Annotated in this window: 17 protein-coding genes; 11 read left to right on the top strand and 6 right to left on the bottom strand. The window is 74.0% G+C overall.

Annotated elements, in window-relative coordinates:
- The 3 genes from ABD811_RS12315 to ABD811_RS12305 form a co-directional block, all read right to left on the bottom strand.
- A partial coding sequence (locus ABD811_RS12315; RefSeq protein ID WP_344945503.1) for a serine/threonine-protein kinase occupies nucleotides 1-1,002 on the bottom strand: 1,002 nt, incomplete at its 3' end.
- A 79-nt stretch (nucleotides 1,003-1,081) separates the two neighbouring features.
- Nucleotides 1,082-2,290 carry an MFS transporter gene (locus tag ABD811_RS12310; protein WP_344945500.1) on the bottom strand — a complete coding sequence of 403 codons (1,209 nt, stop codon included), beginning with the start codon at nucleotides 2,288-2,290 and terminating at the stop codon, nucleotides 1,082-1,084.
- Nucleotides 2,291-2,482: 192 nt separating this feature from the next.
- A complete protein-coding gene (locus tag ABD811_RS12305; RefSeq protein ID WP_344945497.1) occupies nucleotides 2,483-3,004 on the bottom strand; it encodes a TetR/AcrR family transcriptional regulator in 522 nt (173 codons plus the stop codon).
- Nucleotides 3,005-3,133: 129 nt separating this feature from the next.
- Here ABD811_RS12305 and ABD811_RS12300 point away from each other — a divergent pair, with 129 nt between their 5' ends.
- Both ABD811_RS12300 and ABD811_RS12295 read left to right on the top strand, forming a co-directional pair.
- A complete protein-coding gene (locus ABD811_RS12300; protein ID WP_344945524.1) occupies nucleotides 3,134-4,297 on the top strand; it encodes a cysteine desulfurase family protein in 1,164 nt (387 codons plus the stop codon).
- A 61-nt stretch (nucleotides 4,298-4,358) separates the two neighbouring features.
- A complete protein-coding gene (locus tag ABD811_RS12295) occupies nucleotides 4,359-5,195 on the top strand; it encodes a DUF1206 domain-containing protein (RefSeq protein WP_344945494.1) in 837 nt (278 codons plus the stop codon).
- A gap of 40 nt (nucleotides 5,196-5,235) precedes the next feature.
- On the opposite strand, the gene ABD811_RS12290 is transcribed toward ABD811_RS12295, so the two are convergent.
- The gene (locus ABD811_RS12290) at nucleotides 5,236-6,273 is read right to left on the bottom strand and encodes a DUF695 domain-containing protein (RefSeq protein WP_344945491.1); all 1,038 of its coding nucleotides are present in this window, start codon (nucleotides 6,271-6,273) and stop codon (nucleotides 5,236-5,238) included.
- A gap of 63 nt (nucleotides 6,274-6,336) precedes the next feature.
- Here ABD811_RS12290 and mnmA point away from each other — a divergent pair, with 63 nt between their 5' ends.
- The 5 genes from mnmA to ABD811_RS12265 all read left to right on the top strand — a co-directional run bounded on the left by mnmA (nucleotide 6,337) and on the right by ABD811_RS12265 (nucleotide 13,968).
- Nucleotides 6,337-7,413: a tRNA 2-thiouridine(34) synthase MnmA gene (gene mnmA / locus ABD811_RS12285; RefSeq protein WP_344945488.1), complete on the top strand. Its 1,077-nt coding sequence runs from the start codon at nucleotides 6,337-6,339 to the stop codon at nucleotides 7,411-7,413.
- A gap of 29 nt (nucleotides 7,414-7,442) precedes the next feature.
- Entirely contained in the window at nucleotides 7,443-8,261 is an 819-nt protein-coding gene (locus tag ABD811_RS12280) for an LLM class F420-dependent oxidoreductase (RefSeq protein WP_344945485.1), read from the top strand.
- A 43-nt stretch (nucleotides 8,262-8,304) separates the two neighbouring features.
- A complete protein-coding gene (locus tag ABD811_RS12275) occupies nucleotides 8,305-9,315 on the top strand; it encodes a methionine synthase (protein ID WP_344945521.1) in 1,011 nt (336 codons plus the stop codon).
- A gap of 120 nt (nucleotides 9,316-9,435) precedes the next feature.
- Nucleotides 9,436-11,604, top strand: coding sequence for an NAD-dependent DNA ligase LigA (gene ligA, locus ABD811_RS12270; protein WP_344945482.1), 2,169 nt, complete (start codon nucleotides 9,436-9,438; stop codon nucleotides 11,602-11,604).
- Between the two features lie 279 nt (nucleotides 11,605-11,883).
- Nucleotides 11,884-13,968, top strand: a complete 2,085-nt coding sequence (locus ABD811_RS12265; protein WP_344945479.1) for a putative bifunctional diguanylate cyclase/phosphodiesterase — start codon at nucleotides 11,884-11,886, stop codon at nucleotides 13,966-13,968.
- 126 nt (nucleotides 13,969-14,094) lie between these two features.
- Here ABD811_RS12265 and ABD811_RS12260 read toward each other — a convergent pair whose 3' ends face one another.
- Nucleotides 14,095-14,361 (bottom strand): DUF6458 family protein, encoded by a 267-nt coding sequence (locus ABD811_RS12260; RefSeq protein ID WP_344945476.1) that lies wholly within the window; start codon nucleotides 14,359-14,361, stop codon nucleotides 14,095-14,097.
- A 174-nt stretch (nucleotides 14,362-14,535) separates the two neighbouring features.
- Between ABD811_RS12260 and gatC the strand changes: the two genes are divergently transcribed.
- The 3 genes from gatC to gatB are packed head-to-tail and all read left to right on the top strand — an operon-like array spanning nucleotide 14,536 to nucleotide 17,855.
- Nucleotides 14,536-14,835, top strand: a complete 300-nt coding sequence (gene gatC, locus ABD811_RS12255) for an Asp-tRNA(Asn)/Glu-tRNA(Gln) amidotransferase subunit GatC (protein ID WP_344945473.1) — start codon at nucleotides 14,536-14,538, stop codon at nucleotides 14,833-14,835.
- Between the two features lie 3 nt (nucleotides 14,836-14,838).
- On the top strand, nucleotides 14,839-16,347 hold the full coding sequence (gatA, locus tag ABD811_RS12250) for an Asp-tRNA(Asn)/Glu-tRNA(Gln) amidotransferase subunit GatA (protein WP_344945470.1): 1,509 nt from the start codon (nucleotides 14,839-14,841) through the stop codon (nucleotides 16,345-16,347).
- A gap of 23 nt (nucleotides 16,348-16,370) precedes the next feature.
- Nucleotides 16,371-17,855, top strand: coding sequence for an Asp-tRNA(Asn)/Glu-tRNA(Gln) amidotransferase subunit GatB (gatB, locus tag ABD811_RS12245; RefSeq protein ID WP_344945518.1), 1,485 nt, complete (start codon nucleotides 16,371-16,373; stop codon nucleotides 17,853-17,855).
- Nucleotides 17,856-17,988: 133 nt separating this feature from the next.
- Here the strand turns inward: gatB and ABD811_RS12240 are convergent, their stop codons facing one another.
- On the bottom strand, nucleotides 17,989-19,119 hold the full coding sequence (locus tag ABD811_RS12240) for a PQQ-dependent sugar dehydrogenase (RefSeq protein ID WP_344945468.1): 1,131 nt from the start codon (nucleotides 19,117-19,119) through the stop codon (nucleotides 17,989-17,991).
- 548 nt (nucleotides 19,120-19,667) lie between these two features.
- On the opposite strand from ABD811_RS12240, the gene ABD811_RS12235 reads away from it, so the two are divergent.
- Nucleotides 19,668-22,781, top strand: a complete 3,114-nt coding sequence (locus ABD811_RS12235) for a putative bifunctional diguanylate cyclase/phosphodiesterase (protein ID WP_344945465.1) — start codon at nucleotides 19,668-19,670, stop codon at nucleotides 22,779-22,781.
- The last annotated feature ends 257 nt before the right edge of the window (nucleotides 22,782-23,038 follow it).

The following is a 23,038-nucleotide window of genomic DNA, read 5'->3' as shown; positions in this document are numbered from 1 at the left end:
GGCCGTCCCGGCCGCTCCGCCCCCGGCCCCCGCGGCGGCACCGCCCGCGCCTGAGGCCGCCGCCCCCGATGCGCCCGCGCCCGAACCCGCGGCCGCGGCGGCGCCGCTCGAACCGGCCGGGGCCAGGGCGAGCGCGGTCAGCGGGAACAGCATCGACAGCGCCGCGGCCGCCCCGGCGACGATCCGCAGGCCACGCCCCTCCCAGCCGGGGCCGTACGAGGCGGCCGCGACCTGCTCCAGCTCGGTGACGAACGCGGCCGCGCCGTGGGGCCGGCCCCACGGGTCCTTGGCCAGGCCCCGGGCGACCAGCGCACGCAGCGGCTCGGGCACGTCCCGCACCGGAACGGGCGCCGTCAGGTGCCCGTGCATGAGCGCGGCCTGCCCGTCGGCCTCAAAGGGGCGGCGCCCCGTCACGCACTCGAAGAACACGCACGTCGCCGCGTACACGTCCGTGACGGGGGACACGGGCTCACCGCGCCACTGCTCCGGGGCCATGTAGGCCGGCGTGCCCGACCGTCCCGCCTCGCCCGCCTCCACGGCGATGCCGAAGTCGATGAGCTTGCTGCCGCCGTCACCCTGGACGATCACGTTGGCGGGCTTGTAGTCGCGGTGCACCACGCCCAGGTGGTGCGCTGCGGCCAGGCCGAGCAGCGAGCCCTTCAGCACCGCCAGCGCCGCCTCCGGCGGCAGCGGTCCGCGCTCGGCCAGCACCGCCTTCAGCGACGCCCCGTCCACGGCCTCCATGACGATGGCGGCCGCGTCCTCGGTCTCGACCAGGCCGTACAGCCGCGCCACGTGCGGGTCGTACACGCGCCGCAGCAGTTCGGCCTCGCCGCGGAACCGCTCCCGGAACGCGGCGTCCGCGCACAGCCGGGGCGCCAGGTACTTGATCGCGGCGGGCGCGCCGGTGGCGTCGTACCTGGCCAGCACCACGCGTCCGTGCGCGCCCTCGCCGAGCGTCCGCAGTTCCGTGTATCCCGGGACGCGCCATGGGCCGTCCATCACCGCTCCTGTCTGTCGTACCGTGTCGCTACATCCCGTCGCGTGGCCTCATGTCCGACGCACGGGACCGGGCGAATGTTCAGGCGGCGAGGGTGACCGCCCGCGGCTCCTCGGGTTCGGCCGCGCCGGGACGGGAGGCGGCCACGTCGGCCTGCCCGCCCAGCGGGACGAACCGGGCCCCGGCCGAGATCAGCAGGGCCAGCAGGACGACCACGCCGACGCCCACCCGCAGCGACGTCGCCTCCGACAGGAACCCGACCACCACCGGGCCGAGCAGCAGCCCGCCGTACCCCATCGCGCCGACCTGCGCGACCGCGGCGCCCGAACGGCCCGGCGCCGCCGTCCCCGCCAGCGACATCGTGGTGGGCACGACCGTGCACACCACCAGGCCCGTCAGGAAGAACCCGGCGACCGCGACGGGCGCGGACGGCGCCAGCACCACGACGGTCATGCTCAGCGACGTGCCGATCCCGGCGGCCGCCAGCATCCGCCGGGTCCCCAGGCGGACCCGGACCCGGTCGCCGAACAGCCGTCCCAGCAGCATCGCCAGCTCGAACACCGGGTAGCCGAGCGCGGCCAGCGCCTGCGAGGCGCCCATCTCCTGGTGCAGCAGCAGCCCGCTCCAGTCGGCGATCGACCCCTCGGCCATGAACGCGATGAACGCCAGCACGCCGATCAGGTACACCGCGGCGGGCAGCCGGGTGCGCCGCCGTCCGTCACCGGCCCCGGCGGGCGCGGCCGGGTCGGGCAGGTAGGTGCGGCCCAGCGCCAGCGCGGCGGGCACCGCCAGCAGCCCGGCCGTCAGCACGGTCCGCGTGAAGCCCAGGCCGAGGGCGGCGGTGAGCACGCCGAACAGCCCGCCGCTCATCGCGCCGACGCACCAGCCCGCGTGCATGCCGCTCATGATGGGCCGCCTGTACGCCTGCTCCACCACGCTGGCCTGGGCGTTCATCGCGATGTCGGTGACGCCGAACGTCATGCCGAACAGCGCCACGGCCGCCAGCAGCACCCCGTACGACGGCGCCAGCGCCACCGAGGTGTAGGCGAGCGCGGTCAGCGGCAGCGCCACGCGCAGCACCCCCCGGCTGCCCGCCCGGGCCATCACGCCGCGCAGGCCCTGCATGGCCGCCAGCGCGCCGAGCCCCCAGACGAGGACCACGATGCCGATCTCGCTCTCGCCGGTGCGGAACTTGTCCGCCAGCGCGGGCATGCGCGCCGTCCACACCCCGCACAGCAGGCCCGCCAGTGCGAACGTCAGGAAGGATCCAAGACGCGAGCGGAACAGCATGATTCACCTCTTTCTCGGCTCGGCGGGGCGCGGTCGGCCCCGGACGCCCGGGGCACAGGCCGGCCCCGGTCGACATACGGTCGGGTGGGCACCGCGGGCGTGGACACGCACGCGGTGTGGCCGCCTGGTCGGCGGCGGTTTCAGCGGGGCCCGGCGCACTCCGGGCCGGGGGTCGTCACGCGATGGCGGCGGTCAGCGTTCGAGCAGCTCCAGCAGCCGTCGTCGCAGCGCCTCGAGCTGGTCGGCGCCGTACAGGTCGGGCGCGTGACTGACCACCTCCCACAGGCCTTCGGCCGCCAGCCGCACCACCGCCCCGGTGAGCGGGTCGGGGTCGCCTTCGCGGGCGCGGCCGTGCCAGCGGGCCATCGCCTCGTTGAGCGGGGCGGCCAGTTCCGGGTCGGTCGCGGCGGCCGTGATCGCCGACCATCGCCGGTGGGCGCGCGCCTCGCCGGTGAGTATCGCGAACGTGGCGTGCACGTAGGCCTGGCTGTAGCCGGCGGGCGACCCGTCGTCGAAGGAGTCGATCAGCTCGTCGAACTCCCCGATGACCCGCGCGACCAGCGCGGTGACGAGGGCCTCCTTGGTGGGGAAGTGGTAGAGCAGGCCGCCCTTGGACACGCCCGCGCGGTCGGCGACCGCGGAGAGCGTCAGCGCCTGGGTGCCCTGCTCGAAGAGCACGGCCTCGGCGGCGTCCAACAGGGCGTCCTTTCGCATGAAATCTACTGTACCGTCCGGTCGGTACAGTAGGCGAACACGGCCGGCCCCGCCCGCATTCCCGCCGTCCCCGGGGCTGCTGGGGCGCCTCCGGGGAAGCTTCGCGGCGCGGCTAATGTTGAGCGGGTGGTGACCTACCTCGACCATGCGGCGACGACCCCGATGCTGCCCGAGGCCGTCGCGGCGATGACCGAGCAGCTCGGCGCGCTCGGCAACCCCTCCTCGCTGCACGCCGTGGGCCGCCGCGCCCGCCGCGTCGTGGAGGAGTCCCGCGAGATCATCGCCGAGGCGTTCGACGCCCGCCCCAGCGAGGTCGTCTTCACCTCCGGCGGCACCGAGGCCGACAACCTCGCCGTCAAGGGCCTGTACTGGGCGCGCCGCGCCGCCGACCCGCGCCGCACCCGGGTGCTGGCCGCCGCCGTCGAGCACCACGCCGTGCTGGACGCGGTGCGCTGGCTGGCCGACCACGAGGGCGCCACGGCGCAGTGGCTGCCGGTCGACGAGTTCGGCCGCGTCCGCCCCGACACGCTGCGCGCCGCCCTCGCCGAGGCCGACGACGTCGCGCTGGTCACCGTCATGTGGGCCAACAACGAGGTCGGCACCGTCCAGCCCGTCGCGGAGCTGGCCGCCATCGCCCGCGAACACGGCGTCCCGTTCCACACCGACGCCGTGCAGGCCGCCGCGCAGCTTCCGGTCGCGTTCGCCGCGTCCGGCGTCCAGGCGCTCACCCTGTCGGGCCACAAGCTCGGCGGGCCGCTGGGCGTGGGCGCGCTGCTGCTGGCCAAGGGCGTCGACCCGGTGCCCGTCCTGCACGGCGGCGGCCAGGAACGCGACGTGCGCTCGGGCACGCTCGACACCCCCGCCATCGCCGGGTTCGCCGCCGCCGTCCAGGTCGCGGTGGCGCGCCGGGACGAGGAGGCCCGCCGCCTGGCCGGGCTGCGCGACTCGCTGGTCAAGGCGGTGCGCACGGCGGTGCCGGACGCGGTGCTCAACGGCGACCCCGACGACCGGCTGCCCGGCAACGCCCACTTCTCCTTCCCCGGCTGCGAGGGCGACGCGCTGCTGATGCTGCTGGACGCGCGCGACATCGAGTGCTCGACCGGCTCGGCCTGCTCCGCCGGGGTGTCCCAGCCGAGCCACGTGTTGCTGGCGATGGGCGCCGACCCGGCGCGCGCCCGCGGCTCCCTGCGCTTCACCCTCGGGCACACCTCCACCGAGGACGACGTGGCCGCGCTCGCCGACGCCATCGGCCCGGTTGTCGAACGCGCCCGCCGAGCAGGCATTTCGTCCTGACCCGGTTTCACCCCTGCCGGCAGGGGGACAGCCTTGCCCGTCCGGGCGAAGGGACGGGCGGATGGCGACGAACACGGTGGCCGGCAGGGCCGACCAGATGGGCCGCAAGACCGTGCGCAGCACGTGGTTCCGCTGGCTGCTGCGCGCCGGGCTGGTCACCCGCGGCGTGATGTACCTGCTGGTCGGCTGGCTCGCGGTGCAGATCGGGCTGGGCCACGGCGGCGAGGAGGCCGACCGCGCGGGCGCGCTGCGGGCCGTCGCCGAACGGCCGGGCGGCACGCTCGCGCTGTGGCTGCTGATCGTGGGGTTCGCCGGTCTGGCGCTGTGGGGGTACACCGAGGCGCTGTACGGCCAGGCGTCCCCGGACGGGCGCAAGGCCCGCAAACGCCTGTCCTCACTGGGACGCGGCCTGATCTACACGGCGGGCTTCGCGGCCACCATCGCGTTCGTCGTCGGGCACGGGAGCAGGTCCAGCGACGCGCAGTCGCAGACGTTCACCGCCCGCGCCATGGGGGAGCCTGGCGGACGCTGGCTGGTCCTGGGGGTGGGCATCGCGTTCGTCGCGGTGGGCGTCGGCGTCATCGTGCACGCCGTCCGCCGCAAGTTCCAGGCGGAACTGGAGCACATCGGCCCGCGGGTCCGCCCGGTCGTGGACGTGCTCGGCGTGGTCGGTCACGTGGCACGCGGCCTGGTCATGGGCGGCGCGGGCGTGCTGCTGTCCTACGCGGCCGTCAGCTTCGACCCGCACAAGGCGCAGGGCGTGGACGGGACGCTGCGCGAGTTCGCCAGGACGCCCGTCGGCCCCTGGCTGCTGGTCGCCGTCGCCGTCGGCCTGCTGCTGTTCGGCCTGTTCTCGTTCTGCGAGGCCCGATGGCGCAAGCTGGAGCACCTCGGCTGACAAGGAACGACGAGCAGGGGGAGCCCATCCCCCCGGGCTCTCAAGGCTGGTAGGGGGCGAGGGCTCGCCAGCCGGGGTCGCTGGTGGAGGCCACCTTGGCCTTGCCTTCCGTCCAGCTCGCCGCCAGCTGGTCCAGCTCGGCGATCACACCGGAGTCGGGGTCGGCGTACAGGTGGAACACCCGCAGCCCGTCGCCGGTCTCACGGACCGCCAGCACCGCCCGGTCGCCCAGCGCCGACAGCCGCTTCTCGAACTCGCGCAGCGCGCCCGCCGACGGCTCCACCGGCAGCCGGTCGGGGTTGCTGTTGGCGTACGGCACCGTGATCGCCACGTGCAGGTCGCACAGCGGGTAGTCCTGGCGGTGCAGCGGGAACCGGGCGCCCACCCGGGCCGGATGGCCGCGCGGGGTGCGTCCCTCGCCGCTCAGCCACGTCGGCTCGCGGAACGGCTCGGAGATCTGCTCGACCACGGCGGGCAGCATGGCGGGCGGCATCGCGTCCATCGGCGCCTCGGTGGCGATCGTCACCTCGCCGATCCAGCGGGCCACGTCGTCCTCGCCGAGCGCCCAGTCCAGCACGTGCAGGGCGACCCGCAGCCGCTGCTCCTCGGCCACGAACAGGAAGTCGGGGTGGTAGGCGGTGACGTGCACGCGGGCGCGTCCCTGGTCGGCACGCATCCCGAACCGCACGTACTCCAGGTCGAACTCGTGGTCGCCCAGCACCAGCCGCTGGTCGAGCATCTCCGGGTCGGCATGCCGCGCCGCGTGGTACCGCCAGCCGCCGGCGTCGGCGGGGGCGGCGCGGCGCCACCGTTCGGCCAGCCCGCGCAGCTCGGGGTCGCCGCCGCCGGTGATCGTCAGGGCGGGCGGGTGGTCGTCGCCCCCGCCGATCTCCCACTGCAGCCCCGGGTTGATCTTGTGGACGCGGCGGGACAGCTCCTCGACCGTCTCGGTGGACAGACCGTCGCCCAGCCGCTTCTCTATCTCCGGCCGGGCCTGCGGCCACCACGCCCAGAACTCGGCGATCGCCGGCACGGCGGCCGGTGCGGACGTGTCACGAGGACGGCGGAAGATTCCCATAGCGGATGTCATCGTACGCGGAATGCCCGGCGTCCCGCCGCCGCTGCATAGGCTGGAGGTGTTATGACTTTGCGCGTACTCGCCGCCATGTCGGGTGGCGTCGACTCAGCCGTGGCCGCCGCGCGCGCCGCCGAGGCCGGGCACGACGTCACCGGGGTCCACATGGCCCTGTCCAGCAACCCGCAGTCGTACCGCACGGGCGCCCGCGGCTGCTGCACGCTGGAGGACTCCCGTGACGCCCGCCGCGCCGCCGACGTCATCGGCATCCCGTTCTACGTGTGGGACCTGGCCGAGCGGTTCCACCGCGACGTGGTCGAGGACTTCGTCAGCGAGTACGCGGCGGGCCGCACGCCCAACCCGTGCCTGCGCTGCAACGAGAAGATCAAGTTCGCGGCGCTGCTGGACCGCGCGCTGGCGCTCGGCTTCGACGCGGTCTGCACCGGCCACTACGCCCGCCTGGACGGCGGCGTGCTGCGCCGGGGGGTGGACGCGGGCAAGGACCAGTCCTACGTGCTGGCCGTGTGCACGCCCGAGCAGCTCGCGCACGCCATGTTCCCCCTGGGCGACACCACCAAGGCCGACATCCGCGCCGAGGCGCAGCGTCGCGGCCTGCAGGTGGCCGACAAGCCCGACAGCCACGACATCTGCTTCATCGCCGACGGCGACACCCGCGGCTTCCTGGCCGAGCGGCTCGGCAGCGCCCCCGGCCCCATCGTCGACCAGGACGGCAACACGGTGGGCGAGCACGAGGGCGCGTACGCCTACACCGTCGGGCAGCGCAAGGGGCTGCGCATCGGCACCCCGGCCCCCGACGGCCGTCCCCGCTACGTGCTCGACATCTCGCCGGTGACCAACACCGTCACGGTCGGCCCCCGCGAGGCCTTGGACGTCGACGAGATCGTGGGGGAGCGTCCCATCTGGCTGTCGGAGCCCCCGACGGGGCCGCTGCCGTGCCAGGTGCAGCTGCGCGCGCACGGCGAGGTGCACGACTGCGTGGCCGAAACGGTGGACGACACGGTCCGCATCACGCTCACCCACCCCGCGCGCGGCGTGGCCGCCGGGCAGGCCGCCGTCCTGTACGACGGCGACCGCGTCCTAGGCTCCTCCACCATCGCCACCACCGCGCGCGCCGCCGTCTGAAGCGGCGCGCCCAGTCGAAAGGACGACTCGTGCAGTTCGGCGTGTCGACGTTCGTGACCGACGACGGGATCGGCCCGGCGGCCCTGGGGCGGGCCCTGGAGGACCGGGGGTTCGGCTCCCTGTACGTGGCCGAGCACACCCACATCCCCGTCAAGCGGGAGAGCCCGTGGCCGGGCGGCGACGAGCTGCCGCGCCACTACTACCGCACCCTGGACCCGTTCGTGACGCTGACCGCCGCGGCGGCGGTGACCGAGCGGCTGCGCGTCGGCACGGGCATCGCCCTGGTGATCCAGCGCGACCCGATCATCCTGGCCAAGGAGCTGGCCTCGCTCGACCTGGTCTCCGGCGGACGGGCCGTCCTCGGCGTCGGCGCCGGCTGGAACCGAGAGGAGATGCGCAACCACGGCACCGACCCGCGCACCCGCATGCGCCTGATGCGCGAACGCGTGCTGGCGATCAAGGAGCTGTGGACCGCCGAGCAGGCCGAGTTCCACGGCGAGTTCGTCGACTTCGACCCCGTCTACAGCTACCCCAAGCCCGTGCAGGACCCGCACCCGCCCGTGATGGTGGGCGGCTCCGGCCCCACGACGTTCGACCGGGTGATCGACTTCGGTGACGGCTGGATGCCGATCTACGGACGCGGCACCGACGAGCTGGCCGGGCAGATCGCCGAGCTGCGCGAGCGGGCCGGGCGCCGCGTCCCGGTCACGGTGTTCGCCGTGCCGCCCAAGCCGCAGGTGATCGACGAGCTGCGGGCCGCGGACGTCGACGAGATCCTGTTCAACCTGCCGACCGAGCCGCAGGACGCCACCCTGCACCGCCTGGACGCCCTGGCCGAGGTTCTCTGAGCGTCGTTCGGGCCGCGGGTTGGCTAGGGTTTCGGGCGTGACGATGAGCTTTCCCTGGGGGGTGGGGAGCGCGACCGGGGTCGGGTCGTACCCCGGTGACGACCCGGCCGAGGCGCTGCGGATCGTGCTCGGCGAGCTGCCCGAGCTGCCGCACCTGCCCGAGCTGCCGGACCGCGGGCCGGGCGCCGACCTGACCGGCCGCAGCGCCGGGCTGCTGGTGGACCTGCCGGTGCACCTGCAGCCCTCCGGCTGGCGGTTCGCCGACAGGCCCGGCCGCGACCTGCGCCGGGCCCACGACCATCTGGCGCGCGACCTGGACGTGCTGGAGGAGCTGGCGGGCGGGCACGACGGCCCGTTCAAGATCCAGGTGTGCGGGCCGTGGACGCTGGCCGCGACGATCGAGCTGCGGCACGGCGACCGCACGCTGCGCGACCCGGGCGCCGTCCGCGACCTGACCGCCTCGCTGGCCGAGGGCGTCGCCGGGCATGTGGCCGAGGTCCGGCGGCGGCTGCCGGCCGCGCGGATCCTGCTGCAGCTCGACGAGCCCGCGCTGCCCGCGGTCCTGGCGGGGCGGGTGCCGACCGCCAGCGGCTTCTCCCGGCTGCCGCCCGTGGAGGCCCCCGTGGCCGAACAGGGCCTGCGCCAGGTGATCGAGACCGTCTGCGCGGACGACGCCGCCTTCCCCGTGGTGCACTGCTGCGCGCGCGACGTCCCGTACGGGCTGCTGCGCGGGGCGGGCGCCAAGGCGATCTCCGTGGACCTGGCGCTGGTGCCCGAACGCCATGACGACGCCGTGGGGGAGACGATCGACGCCGGGGTGGGGCTGTGGCTCGGCGTGGTGCCGGGCACCGACGCGGCCCTGCCCGCCCTCAAGGACACCGCCGCGCCCGTGCGGAAGCTGTGGCAGCGCCTGGGGTTCCCGCCCGCCCGGCTGGCCGAGCAGGTCGTCGTCACCCCGGCGTGCGGCCTGGCGGGGGCGTCCCCCCGTTACGTGCGGACCGCCTTGAAACGCTGCCGCGACACCGCTCGCATGCTCCACGAGGCGGCCGAGTAGAGCACGCCCCCGTGACCGAGGGGTTGAGCACGTCCTGGCACGTCAGCGCGGGTGTTACCGGGACGACTCGGACGCCGCGAGGGGGGTCAGAATGTCGGCGGGGCGAGCAAGAATAGGCCCATGACCTTGAGCGACGGCGTTCCCACGGAGGCGGCGCAGCGGCATGCGGAGCTGAGCCGGGAGATCGACGAGGCCAACTACCGCTACTACGTGCTCGACCGGCCCACGCTGAGCGACGCCGACTACGACGCGTTGATGCGCGAGCTGCGCGAGCTGGAGGCGGCGCATCCGGAGCTGGTGACCCCCGACTCGCCGACGCAGCGGGTCGGGGCGCCCATCATCACCGACTTCGCGACCGTCGAGCACCTGGAGCGCATGCAGAGCCTCGACAACGCGATGAACGCCGAGGAGCTGGCGGCCTGGGACGAGCGGGTGCTGCGCGAGGTCGGCGAGGTCGCCGCCTACCTGTGCGAGCTGAAGATCGACGGGCTGGCGGTCGCGCTGATCTACGAGAACGGGCGGCTGGTGCGCGGCGCCACCCGCGGCGACGGCCGCACCGGCGAGGACATCACCCCCAACATCCGCACCATCGACGCGATCCCCACCCGGCTCAAGGGCGCCGGCTGGCCCGAGGTGCTGGAGGTGCGCGGCGAGGTCTTCCTGCCCCGCGAGGGGTTCGAGCAGGTCAACGCCGCGCAGGTGGAGGAGGGCAAGGAGCCGTTCGCCAACCCGCGCAACGCCGCCGCCGGATCGCTGCGGCAGAAGGACCCGCGCGTCACCGCCCGGCGGCCGCTGAGCATGCTCGTGCACGGGTTCGGCCGCTGGGAGGGCGGCAAGCAGCCCGACAGCCAGGCCGAGGCGTACGAGATGATGCGCGAGTGGGGCCTGCCGATCAGCGACCGCTACAAGGTGGTGCCCGACCCGGCCGGTGTGCGGGAGTACATCGAGTACTACGGCGAGCACCGGCACGACCCCGAGTACGAGATCGACGGCGTGGTCGTCAAGGTCGACCAGTTCCCGCTGCAGCGGCGGCTGGGGTCCACCTCGCGGGCGCCGCGCTGGGCGATCGCGTTCAAGTACCCGCCCGAAGAGGTCAACACCAAGCTGCTGGACATCAAGGTCGGCGTGGGCCGCACCGGGCGGGTCACCCCGTACGGCGTGATGAAGCCGGTGTTCGTCGCCGGGTCCACGGTCGAGCGCGCCACGCTGCACAACGCCGACGAGGTCAAGCGCAAGGGCGTGCTGATCGGCGACACCGTGGTGCTGCGCAAGGCGGGCGACGTCATCCCCGAGATCGTGGCGCCGGTCGCCGACCTGCGCGACGGCACCGAGCGCGAGTTCGTCATGCCCGACCGCTGCCCCGAGTGCGGCACGCCGCTGGCCCGCGAGAAGGAGAGCGACGTCGACATCCGCTGCCCGAACGCGCGCTCGTGTCCGGCGCAGCTGCGTGAGCGGCTGTTCTTCCTGGCCAGCCGCAAGGCGCTGGACATCGAGGCGCTCGGGTACGTGGCGGCGACCGCGCTGACCCGCCCGCTGGAGCCCGCCGACCCGCCGCTGAAGGACGAGGGCGACCTGTTCGACCTGACGGTCGAGCAGCTTCTGCCGATCAAGACGCTGGTGCTCGACCCCGACACCGGCCTGCCCAAGACCGATCCCAAGACCGGCGAGGAGAAGGTCGTCACGTTCTTCGCCAACAAGGAGGGTCAGCCGAAGAAGACCGTCGAGGTGCTGTTCGAGGAGCTGGAGAAGGCCAAGCGGCAGCCGCTGTGGCGGGTGCTGGTGGCGCTGTCCATCCGGCACGTCGGCCCCACCGCCGCCCAGGACCTGGCGCGCGAGCTGCGGTCGATGGAGGCGATCCGCACCGCCACCGAGGAGGAGCTGGCGGCCGTCGACGGGGTCGGCCCGACGATCGCCCGGTCCATCAGGCAGTGGTTCGACGTCGACTGGCACCAGGAGATCGTCCGCAAGTGGGCCGCGGCCGGGGTCCGCATGGAGGAGGAGGGCGCCGCGGCGCCGCGCCCGCTGGAGGGCGTCACCGTGGTGATCACCGGTTCGCTGGAGGGCCACAGCCGCGACTCGGCCACCGAGGCGGTGCAGAAGCTCGGCGGCAAGGTCACCGGGTCGGTGTCCAAGAAGACCGGATTCGTGGTGGTCGGCGACAGTCCGGGGTCCAAGTACGACAAGGCGATCAAGCTCGGGGTGCCCGTCCTGGACGAGGCGGGGTTCCAGGTTCTGCTGTCCGAAGGGCCGGAAGCGGCCAAAAGCGTAACCCTCCGCGGGGACGAATGACGGCCCGTACTCGTTGCAAGGTTAACCAGTAGCGGGTTACCCAGGGGTACGATGTCGCTACGTACGGGTAGTGGACTGGAGCGGAATGGGAATAACGGAACGTACGCAACCGGTTTCGCGAAGTTGAGCAAAGGCCGTACCCTCCCAGTCATCACGACCCTCCCGAGCCTCCGTTCGTCACAGAACGGGGGACGGGCCCCACACCGCCGGCGCCCGCGCCGGCGGTGAACACGGACCCGCGGCCGACCGGGGGGCGGTTGCCGACCCTTCGAGGATGTGATGAAGGACCCGAACAACACGCGGAACACCGTGCCGCGCCGGGGCTCCCCGCTGTGGATCTACTTCGCGGTCGTCATCGTCGTGGGCGCCGCCGTGTTCGCGGCCGCCCTGGCGGGCATGTCCGGCGCGCAGGTCGACGCGCTGGCGGGCAACCCGGTGTTCTGGATCCTGGCCGCCTTCATCGTCTTCGGCGAGCTCCGGCCGATCATCACGCCCGGTTCCACCGAGAACAACGGCGCCACCACCTCCACGACCTTCTCGTTCGCGGCCCTGCTGTACGCGGGGCTGCCCATCGCCGCGGTGCTGCAGTCGGTCGCCGTGATCGCCTGCGGCGTGCTGCGCGGCCGCACCCCGCACCGCATCGCGTTCAACGTCGCCCAGTACACCCTCAGCCTGGCCGCCGCCTACGGGACGCTGACGCTGTTCGGCATCCACCCCGGCCCGACGGCCCTGTGGGTGCCCGAGGGAGGCGACCTGCCCGCGATCGCCGCGGCCGGGGCGGTCTACTTCGCCTGCAACGACGGCCTCGTGGGCGCCGCGGTCGCGCTGCACGAGCGGGTCTCCCTGGTCAAGGCGCTGCGCTGGGACCTGGGCTACCAGGTCCTGGTGCACCTGGCGCTGCTGGCACTGGCGCCGCTGGTCGTGGTGGCGATGGACCGGTCCGCCGTGTTCGTCCCGCTCATCCTGCTGCCGTTCATCGCCGTCTACCTCAACGCCTCGGCCTCGGTGCGCCGCGAGCACCAGGCCCTGCACGACGGGCTGACCGGCCTGCCCAACCGCAAGATGCTGACCGTCCGCACCGAGGACTCCCTGGCCGAGGCCCGCGCCATCGCCTCCCGCGCCGCGTCCCGGAGCAGGGGCGCCGGCCAGGCGCCCCGCGTCGGCCTCTTCCTGCTGGACCTGGACCGGTTCAAGGAGGTCAACGACACCCTCGGCCACCCGACCGGCGACCGGCTGCTGCAGCTGGTGGCGCACCGCCTCACCCACAGCGTGCGGCCCGGCGACCTGGTGGCCCGGCTCGGCGGCGACGAGTTCGCCGTGCTGCTGCCCACCATCCGCGACACCGCCGCGGCCCGCGAGGTCGCCGCGCGGCTGCGCGCCGCGCTCAGCGAGCCGGTCCGGCTGGACGGCATGTCGTTCGACCTGGAGGGCAGCGTCGGCATCGCGCTGTTCCCCGACCACGCCCCCGACTTCGAGCTGCTGCTGCAACGCGCCGACGTGGCGATGTACCACGCCAAGGAGAGCCGTTCGGGCGTCGAGGTCTACTCGCCCGACAAGGACCGCAACTCCCCGGCCCGCCTGAGCATGCTCGGCGACCTGCGCCGCGCCATCGACCGCGGCGAGCTGGAGCTGTTCTACCAGCCCAAGGTGTCCCTGCACGACGGGCAGCTGGTCGGCATGGAGGCGCTGGTGCGCTGGCGCCACCCCGACAAGGGCGTGCTGGAGCCCGAGCACTTCCTGCCGATCGCCGAGCAGACGTACCTGATGCGCTCCATCACCCACTACGTGGTGGACGCCGCCCTGGCGCAGGCCGCCGCCTGGTGGCGCGACGACCTGACCGTCCAGGTCGCGGTGAACGCCTCCGGCCGCGACCTGTTCGACACCGGCCTCACCGAGACGATCGAGAACGGCCTGCTCGCCCGCGGCCTGCCCACCGCCGCCCTGCAGCTGGAGATCACCGAGCGGATCCTGATGAACGAGCCCGCCTACGCCTCCGACACCGTCGGCGCGCTGGCCGAGCTCGGCATCCCGCTCAGCCTGGACGACTTCGGCACCGGCTACTCGTCCCTGGTCCGGTTGAAACGGCTGCCGGTGGAAGAGATCAAGATCGACGCCTCGTTCGTGCGGCGGCTGGCCCGCTCGGCCGACGACGCGGTGATCGTCCGCTCCACCGTCGACCTGGTCCGCACGCTCGGCCTGCGCTCGGTCGCCGAGGGCGTCGAGGATCCGCAGACCGCGAGCATGCTGCGCGAGATGGGCTGCGACGCCGCCCAGGGCTGGCACTTCGGCCGTCCCATGGACGCCGCCACCGCCACCGACTGGCTCCGCCGCCGCATGCAACGCGCTCCCGAACCCGCCGCCTGACCCCGCCGCCTGCCCCTGCCACTCGACCGAGGGCCCGCACCCGGCGCCCGCCCCGAAGACGCCAAGGCCGGGGCCCGATGTGCTCACCCGGGGCGACGCCGGGCGGCCGTGTGCGCGTGTGGCGTGTCAGTAGGGGCGGCGGCGGGTGGGGGGCGCCTCGTAGGTCGGGGGGACGTCCTCTTCGTAGTAGCGCTCCTCCCGGATGGGCGGGCGGGGCGCGGCGGCGCGCCGGGCGGTGACGATCCGCACGATCCCGATGATCAGGCCGATCAGGCCGCCCAGCATGAGGATGACCCCGACCACGCGGATGTCGACCCCGCTGAACTCGTACTCGACCGCGTAGGCCAGGATGGCACCGATGATGATCAGAGCGAGGCTGCCTCCGATGGTCACCGCGCTCTCCTCTCGTCGTCGGGGGGTGTTCCAGATGTCCGTTCCCCCTGGACGGCCCTGAAACGGGGACGCGCCGCCGCCCGCCCCGCCCGGACCGCAAACCCGTCGGCCGTGGCCTGCGGGCCCCATAGGATGGCAGGGAACCCAATCCGATCTCAGGAACGGTTTTTCCAGATGACCGCCATCACCCGTGACGAGGTGGCGCACCTCGCCCGGCTGTCCCGGCTGGCGCTCGGCGAGGACGAGCTCGACCACCTCGCCGCCCAGCTCGACCAGATCATTTCCGCGGTCGCGCGGGTGCAGGAGGTCGCGGCGGAGGACATCCCGCCGACCTCGCACGCGCTGCCGCTGACCAACGTGTACCGGGCCGACGAGGTCCGGCCCTCGCTGCCGCCCGAGCAGGCGCTGGCGGGTGCCCCGGCGGCCGAGGAGCAGCGCTTCCGCGTCCCGCGGATCCTGGACGAGGAGGCGTGAGCGGTGAGTGATCTGACCAGGAAGACGGCGGCGGAGCTGGCGGGGCTGGTGGCCTCGGGCGAGGCGTCCGCCGTCGAGGTGGCGCGGGCGCACCTGGACCGGGTCGCCGCCGTCGACGGGCGGGTGCACGCGTTCCTGCACGTCGACGAGGAGGCCGTGCTGGCGCAGGCGCGCACGGTCGACGAGCGGCGCGCCGCGGGCGAGACGCTCGGCCCGCTGGCCGGGGTGCCGATCGCGCACAAGGACGTGTTCACCACCGTCGACATGCCGACCACCGCCGGGTCGAAGATCCTGGAGGGGTGGCGGCCGCCGTACGACGCGACGGTCACCGCGCGGCTGCGCGCGGCGGGGCTGGTGATCCTCGGCAAGTCCAACATGGACGAGTTCGCGATGGGCTCGTCCACCGAGAACAGCGCGTACGGCCCGGCGCACAACCCGTGGGACCTGACGCGGATCCCGGGCGGCTCGTCCGGCGGGTCGTCGGCCGCGGTGGCGGCCTACGAGGCGCCGCTGGCGACCGGCACCGACACCGGCGGCTCGATCCGCCAGCCGGCGGCGGTCACCGGGATCGTCGGCGCCAAGCCCACCTACGGCGGCTCCTCCCGCTACGGGCTGATCGCGTTCGCGTCGTCGCTGGACACGCCGGGCCCGTTCGCCCGCAACGTGCTCGACGCGGCGCTGCTGCACGAGGCGTTCAGCGGCCACGACCCGATGGACTCCACCTCGATCGACAAGCCGGTGCCGCCGGTGGTCGAGGCGGCCCGCCGCGCCGACGTGGCGGGGCTGCGCGTCGGCGTGGTCAGGGAACTGGGCGGCGAGGGCTACCAGCCGGGCGTGCTGGCCCGCTTCCGCGAGGCCGTCGAGCTGCTGGAGTCGCTGGGCGCCAAGGTGGTCGAGGTGTCCTGCCCGAACTTCGGGTACGCGCTGCCCGCCTACTACCTGATCGCGCCGTCGGAGTGCTCGTCCAACCTGGCCCGGTTCGACGCCATGCGGTACGGGCTGCGCGTCGGTGACGACGGCGCCCGCAGCGCCGAGGACGTCATGGCGCTGACCCGGGCGCAGGGCTTCGGCCCCGAGGTCAAGCGGCGCATCATGCTGGGCACCTACGCGCTGTCGTCGGGCTACTACGACGCCTACTACGGCAAGGCCCAGCAGGTCCGCACGCTGATCGCGCGCGACTTCGACACGGCCTTCGAGCAGGTGGACGTGCTGGTGTCGCCGACCACGCCGACGACGGCCTTCCCGATCGGCGAGCGCGCCGACGACCCCATGGCGATGTACCTGGCCGACCTGTGCACGATCCCGGCGAACCTGGCGGGCAACGCGGCCATCTCCGTGCCCTGCGGTCTCGCCGACGAGGACGGGCTGCCGGTGGGCCTGCAGATCATGGCGCCGGTGCTGGGCGACGACCGGGTGTACCGGGTCGGCGCGGCCGTGGAGAAGGCCCTGGAGGACCGGTGGGGCGGCCCGCTGCTGGCCAAGGCCCCCGAGCTGGCGGAGGCAGGCGAGTGACCAGTTTGTCGCAGGCGACGTTGATGGACTACGACGAGGCGCTGGCCCGCTACGAGCCGGTGCTGGGTGTGGAGACCCACATCGAGCTGGGCACGGCGTCCAAGATGTTCTGCGGCTGCCCGACCGCGTTCGGCGCCCCGCCCAACACCCAGGTCTGCCCGGTCTGCCTCGGCCTGCCCGGCTCGCTGCCGGTCACCAACCGGGCCGCGATCGAGGGCATCATCAAGATCGGGCTGGCGCTCAACTGCGAGATCGTGGAGTGGTGCCGGTTCGCCCGGAAGAACTACTTCTATCCGGACATGCCGAAGAACTATCAGATCTCGCAGTACGACGAGCCGCTGTGCGTCGACGGCCACCTGGACGTGGAGGTGGACGGCGAGACGTACCGCATCGGCATCGAGCGCGTCCACATGGAGGAGGACACCGGCAAGTCGCTGCACGTCGGCGGCGCCACCGGCCGTATCCACGGGGCCGACCACTCGCTGGTCGACTACAACCGGGCGGGCATCCCGCTGGTCGAGATCGTCACCAAGCCGATCACCGCGACCGGCGACAAGGCGCCGCTGGTGGCCCGCGCGTACGCCACCGAGCTGCGCGAGCTGGTGCGCGCCCTCGGCGTGTCGGACGTGCGCATGGAGCAGGGCTCGATGCGCTGCGACGTGAACGTGTCGCTGATGCCGCGCGGCGCGTCGGAGTGGGGCACCCGCACCGAGACCAAGAACGTCAACTCGCTGCGGTCGGTCGAGCGCGCCGTCCGGCACGAGATCGAGCGGCAGGCCGCCGTGCTGGCCTCGGGCGGCAAGATCGTCCAGGAGACCCGGCACTTCCACGAGGACACCGGCACCACCACCGCGGGCCGCAGCAAGGAGGAGGCGCAGGACTACCGCTACTTCCCCGAGCCGGACCTGGTGCCGATGGCGCCGTCCCGCGAGTGGGTGGAGGAGCTGCGCCAGGGCCTGCCCGAGCTGCCCGCCGCGCGCCGCCGCCGCGTGCAGCGCGAGTGGGGCCTGTCCGACCTGGAGCTGCGGGACGTCGTCAACGCCGGCGCCCTCGGCCTGATCGAGGACACCGTCACCGCGGGCGCCCCGCCCGCCGCCGCCCGCAAGTGGTGGATGAACGAGCTGTCGCGCCGCGCCACCGAGCAGGGCGTGGAGCTGGCCGACCTGCCGATCACGCCCGAGCAGGTCGCCCGCGTGCAGGCGATGGTGGACGCCGGTGAGCTGAACGACAAGCTGGCCCGCCAGGTGTTCGAGGGCGTGCTGGCCGGCGAGGGCGACCCGGACGCGGTCGTCGCCGCCCGCAACCTGAAGATCGTCAGCGACGACGGGGAGCTGGCCGCCATCGTCGAGCAGGCCATCGCCGACAACCCGGACGTGGCCGACAAGATCCGCGGCGGCAAGGTCGCGGCCGCGGGCGCCCTGGTCGGCGCCGTCATGCGCGCCACCGGCGGCAAGGCCGACGCGGGCCGCGCCCGCCAGCTCATCCTGGAGAAGCTCGGCGCCTCCTGACCCCGTGCCCCGCGCCGGGCGGCCGTTCCCCGGCCGTCCGGCGCGCCAGCGCGGCGGAGGCGCCCATATCTTCGTGCTCGTCCGGCGCTCGCGGCCCTGAGCGCAGTGGAGTCGGCAGGCCCCCAACGACGGTTCAGGTGACCGGGATGACGAGGATCTTGTCGTCGCCCGGACGGGGGCTGCCGCGGCCGTCCTGGTTGCTGGTGGTGACCCACAGCGTGCCGTCGGGGGCGCGAACGACGGCGCGCAGGCGGCCGTACCGGTCGTCCAGGTGGGCGACGGGCCGGCCGACCTTCCCGGCGGCGTCCAGCGGCACCTGCCACAGGCGCCGCCCGCGCAGGGCCGCCGCCCACAGCGACCCGTCGGCGTAGGCCAGGCCGGACGGCGACGCCTCCGAGGTCGACCAGGTCAGCAGCGGGTCGGTGAACCCGTCGCGGCCGCCGAAGCCCTCCACCTGGGGCCAGCCGTAGTTGCGGCCCTTCTCGATGCGGTTGATCTCGTCGAAGCGGTCCTGGCCGAACTCGGTGGCGTACATGCGGCCGTGGTCGTCCCACGCCATGCCCTGCACGTTGCGGTGACCCAGGGTCCACACCCGGGTGCCGAACGGGTTGCCGGGGGCGGGCCGTCCGTCGGGGGTGACCCGAAGGATCTTGCCGCCGAGCGAGTCGCGGTCTTGGGCCAGTTCCCCTCGGTACACCTCGCCGGTGGAGATGTAGAGCATCCGGTCGGGGCCGAAGGCGAGGCGGCCGCCGTTGTGGTTGGCGCCCTTGGGGATGCCCGTGACGATCGGCCGGACGTCCCGGATCGCGCCGTCCAGCCGGAACCGCACCACCCGGTTGTCGGAGGCGGCGGTGAAGTACAGGTAGACGAGCCGGTCGCGGGCGAACGACGGGGACACCGCCACGCCCAGCAGGCCGCCCTCGCCGCCCGGTTCGACGCCGGGGACCCGCCCGATCTCGGTGACCCGCCCCTGCGGCGTCACGCGCAGCAGCCGGGCGGTGTCACGTTCGGTCACCAATGCGTCGCGGTCGGGCAGGAACGCGATCGCCCACGGCACCCGCAGGTTCCCGGCGAGTTCCCGGGGCCGGCCCAGCTCGGCCGCGGCCTGCCGCCCGGACGCGCCGCCCGGGGAACCGGGCAGCGGCGGCGGTGTACCGGCCGCCCCCTGCCCGCCGCCGCCCCCCGAGCCGGACGAGCAGGCGGAGGTCAGCAGGAGGGCCGCGGCGGCGGCCGCGACGAGCCGGTGCGCTCTTCGGAGTCCCATGGCACGCCCCTTCGTCTCCCCGTAATACGGATGGCCCGGCGTTCCCGTTCCGGCGTTTCCGTTCCCCCCGGAGGCGGCGCCGATCCCGGCGTTCCGGTAACCCGTTTCGGCGTGTTCGGCGTTACGCGCGTTTTCCGCGACCCCCGGGATCGCGGACTGTACGATCATTTCCGACGGGGCGCGGCACCGCGGTGGTGACACAGCGTCAAGGGACGGCTGTACGGCCGGGCGGGCGGGGCGACCAGCGGCATTCCGCGACAGGGTCGTTCGTCGCCGGGTGGACGCTCAGCCTCAATCGCTCCGTGACCTACGGAACGTACATTGAGCATCACGGTGATCCCGCACTGCAGCAACGTCGCTGATCCACTGCCGGCGCTCCCGCGGCGTCCGCAGCAGCCCGAGCGCGAACCCTGCGCGGGGCACGATCCACCTCCTGCCGGGCGTTACCCGATCGTCCGGTCAGGATCCGGTACCGACAAACCACCGGGCGCGGCGCAGCGCCCGGTCGGGGCCGTCCGCCCCGACGGGGCAGAAAGGGACACGGCGCGATGAGCGGCGAGAACGCCAGGCGGCTGCCGCGGCCGTTGCCGCCGCGCGCGGTGCCGGTCACCATGGTCGCGGTCGCAGGCGTGCTCTACGCCCTCGGCTCGATCCTCGGCTGGGGCGGCCGCACGTTCATCGCCTGGGGCGAGGCCGCCGCGGCCGCCGCCGCGGCGGGGTCGCTGCTGCTGGCCGCGCGCCGGCCGCGCGGTGCGGGCGGGGCGGTGGTTCCGGCCGTGCCCGACCCGCAGGGGCCCGACGGCGGGGAGGGCGGCTCGGTGTGGCGGGCCTCCTGGCGCTGGTACGGCATCGCGGCCACCTGCTGGTTCCTCGGCGCGGCGGGCAGCGCGGCCTTCTCGACCGTACCGACCCGCAGCGCCCTGTCGCTGTCGGCGGCCGACCTGTTCTACCTGGCCGCCGTCATCGCACTGGTCGTCGGGCTGGTCGCGCCGATACGGATGACGCGGGACGTACGGGCCTGGCTGCGGTACGCCGCCGACACCTACGTATGCGTGTGCGCGCTGTTCGTCCTGGGCTGGGTGGCCCTGTTCAGTGACCTCTACCACGGCTCCGGCGAGTCGCCGTGGGAGTTCCTGCTGGAACTGCTGTACCCGGTGGTCGACCTGGTGCTCGTGTGCGGGGCGCTGCCGTTCGTGCTGGGCGCCGGGCCCGGACGCAGGCGCCCGGCCTGGCTGGGCTATGCGGCGCTGACCGCGCTCGCCGTCGCCGACGTGGTGACGCTGGCGGTACGGCTGCGCGGGGGCGCCCCCGCCGACGACCCGTCCGACATCCTGCGGCTGGGCGCGCTGCTGCTGCTCGTCCTCGTCCCCTGGACGGCCCCGGCCGAGGCCGCCGCCGTCCCCCGCGACGACGTCGACGACGTGCCGCAGGGCGTGACCATCGACGCCCCGCAGGGGGCGTCCGCCGACGCCGAGGCGGCCGACGACGGACGGGCCGGGCGGATGATCGGCCCCGGCATCACCCCGGCGGCGGTGGCGGCTGCGGCGACCCTGTTCGTCGCGGGGCACTCGCTGACCGCCACGCACGGCCTGGAACCGGTCGTGTCGCTGGTGGCGGGGTCGGCCACGATGGTGCTGCTGGCGCGGCTGGCCGAGCTGCTGCGCGAGAACGAGTCGCTGCGCGGCGCGGTGCGGACCGGCGAGGAGCACTTCCGCGCGCTGTCGGAGAGCATCAACGACGCGGTGCTGATCTGCGACCTGGACGCGGTGGTGCAGTACGCCAGCGCGGGCGCCCTGCGCACGTACCGGTACACCCCCGAGGAGCTGCTGGGCCGCCGCCTGCACGAGATCATCCACCCCGAGGACCTGCCCCGGGTACGGGCGGTGTTCAGCGGGTTCCTCGACGAGCCCGCCGACGGGCCCTCCGGCGGGCCGGCGGAGGGGGCCGGGCGGTCCGGGCCGGACGTGGACGATCCCGAGGTCGACGACCCGCCCCCGCCGTCCGACGACGACCTCGGCGTGGTCCGCGACGAGGACACCGACACCCTTCGGCTGTCGTGCCGGATCCGCGCCGCCGACGGCACCTGGCTGCCCACCGAGTCGACGATCTCCCGCTACAGCGGCACCGGGGAGGCCCCGGGACGGCTGCTGGTGACCACCCGCGACCTGAGCGAGCAGGCCGCGCTGCAACGCCAGGTCACCCATCTGACCTTCCACGACGGGCTCACCGGGCTGCCCAACCGCGCCTACTTCGAGGAGCGCACCCGCGAGCTGCTGTCGCACCAGCCGGACGGCGGCCGGGTCGCGGTGCTGTTCGCCGACCTCGACGGTTTCACCGCCGTCAACGACTCGGCCGGGCACGCGGCCGGCGACCAGGTGCTGGCGCAGGCGGCGCGGCGGCTGCGCGCGGCCGTCCAGGCGGACGACACCGTGGCGCGCTGGGGCGGCGACGAGTTCGCCGTGCTCGTCCAGCTCCCGCCGGACGCGTCCGGCGCGGGTGCCCGCACGGGGCCCGGCGCCGACACCCAGGCCGCCGTCGACCTCGCCGAACGGCTGCTGCGCGCGCTGTCGAAGGAGCCGTACCGGGTCGGCGGCAAGGGCATCGTGCTGACCGCCAGCATCGGGATCGCCTTCGCCGGCGACCAGGAGCAGCCGTCCGCCGGACGCGACCGGTCGCGCGCGGCGGCGACGGCCGGGGGCGCCGACGCCGAACGGCGGCTGCGGCGCAGCGCGGCCGACCTGATCCGCAACGGCGACCTGGCGATGGCCCGTGCCAAGGAGCTGGGCGGCGGCCGGGTCGAGGTGTTCGCCCCGCACATGCACACCGACGTCGTACGCCGCCTGGAGCTCGGCAGCGACCTGCAGCGGGCGCTCGCCGAGGAGCAGTTCGCCGTGGAGTTCCAGCCGGTGGTGGACCTGGCGACGTCCCGCGTCACCGGCGTGGAGGCGCTGGTGCGCTGGTGGCGGGGCAGCGAGGCGGTACCGCCGGAGGAGTTCATCGGACCGGCCGAGGAGTCCGGCCTGATGACCCCGCTGGGCGACTGGGTGCTGCGCGAGGCGTGCCGGGAGGTGGCGCGCTGGCGCCGCGACTCCTGGGAGGTCGGCGTGTCGGTCAACTTCACCGCCCGGCAGATCGCCGCGCCCGGCTTCGTGGAGTCGGTCGCGGCCGCGCTGGAGGAGACCGGGCTCCCGCCGCAGGCCCTGACGGTCGAGGTGCGGGAGGAGGTGCTGGTCGAGGACGCCGGGCAGAGCGTGGAGCGGCTTTCGGCGCTGCGCGACCTGGGCGTACGGCTGGCCATCGACGACTTCGGCACCGGCTACGCGTCGCTGGCCTACCTGGGGCAGCTCCCCGTGGACGTCATCAAGATCGACCCGTCGTTCGTGGCCGGGCTGGGGGCGGACGAGACCCTCACCCTGCTCACCCGCACCATCGTGCGCCTCGGCAGCGATCTCGGGCTGACCGTGGTGGCCGAGGGCATCGAGCGGCCCGAGCAGCTGGAGCTGCTGCGCGAGATGGGCTGCCCGCGCGGTCAGGGCTACCTGGTGGCCCGTCCGATGGCCGCCGGACGCGTCGAGTCGCTGGTGCGCACCAACCTCAAGGCCAGGAGCGTCCCGGGCGAGGTGACGCTGCCGCTGGAGGACTCCGCGCTGTCCGCGGGGTGATCGCCGCCGCGGACCGCGCTGACCTGCGGGAACGAGGTGCGGAAAGGGTCAGTTTTTCCCCACGGACGTCTCACATTCTGAGATAAACCGTCCAGGGATTTGACCAGCGGCGTGAAGTCGGCGAAAGTGGGGCCCGTGCAGAGCACTTCCCGCATTCTCGTAGTACTTGGTCGGCGCGCAGGCTGACCGAGTCCCTTCGTCCTGCGCGCTTCCCTCGACCGTCACCCGGCGGCGGGGGTTTTTTGTTGGCCGCGTGA

It is taken from the genome of Actinomadura miaoliensis, assembly GCF_039536785.1.
Lineage (GTDB): Bacteria > Actinomycetota > Actinomycetes > Streptosporangiales > Streptosporangiaceae > Spirillospora > Spirillospora miaoliensis.
This window is presented reverse-complemented; position numbering and strand designations above follow the sequence as displayed.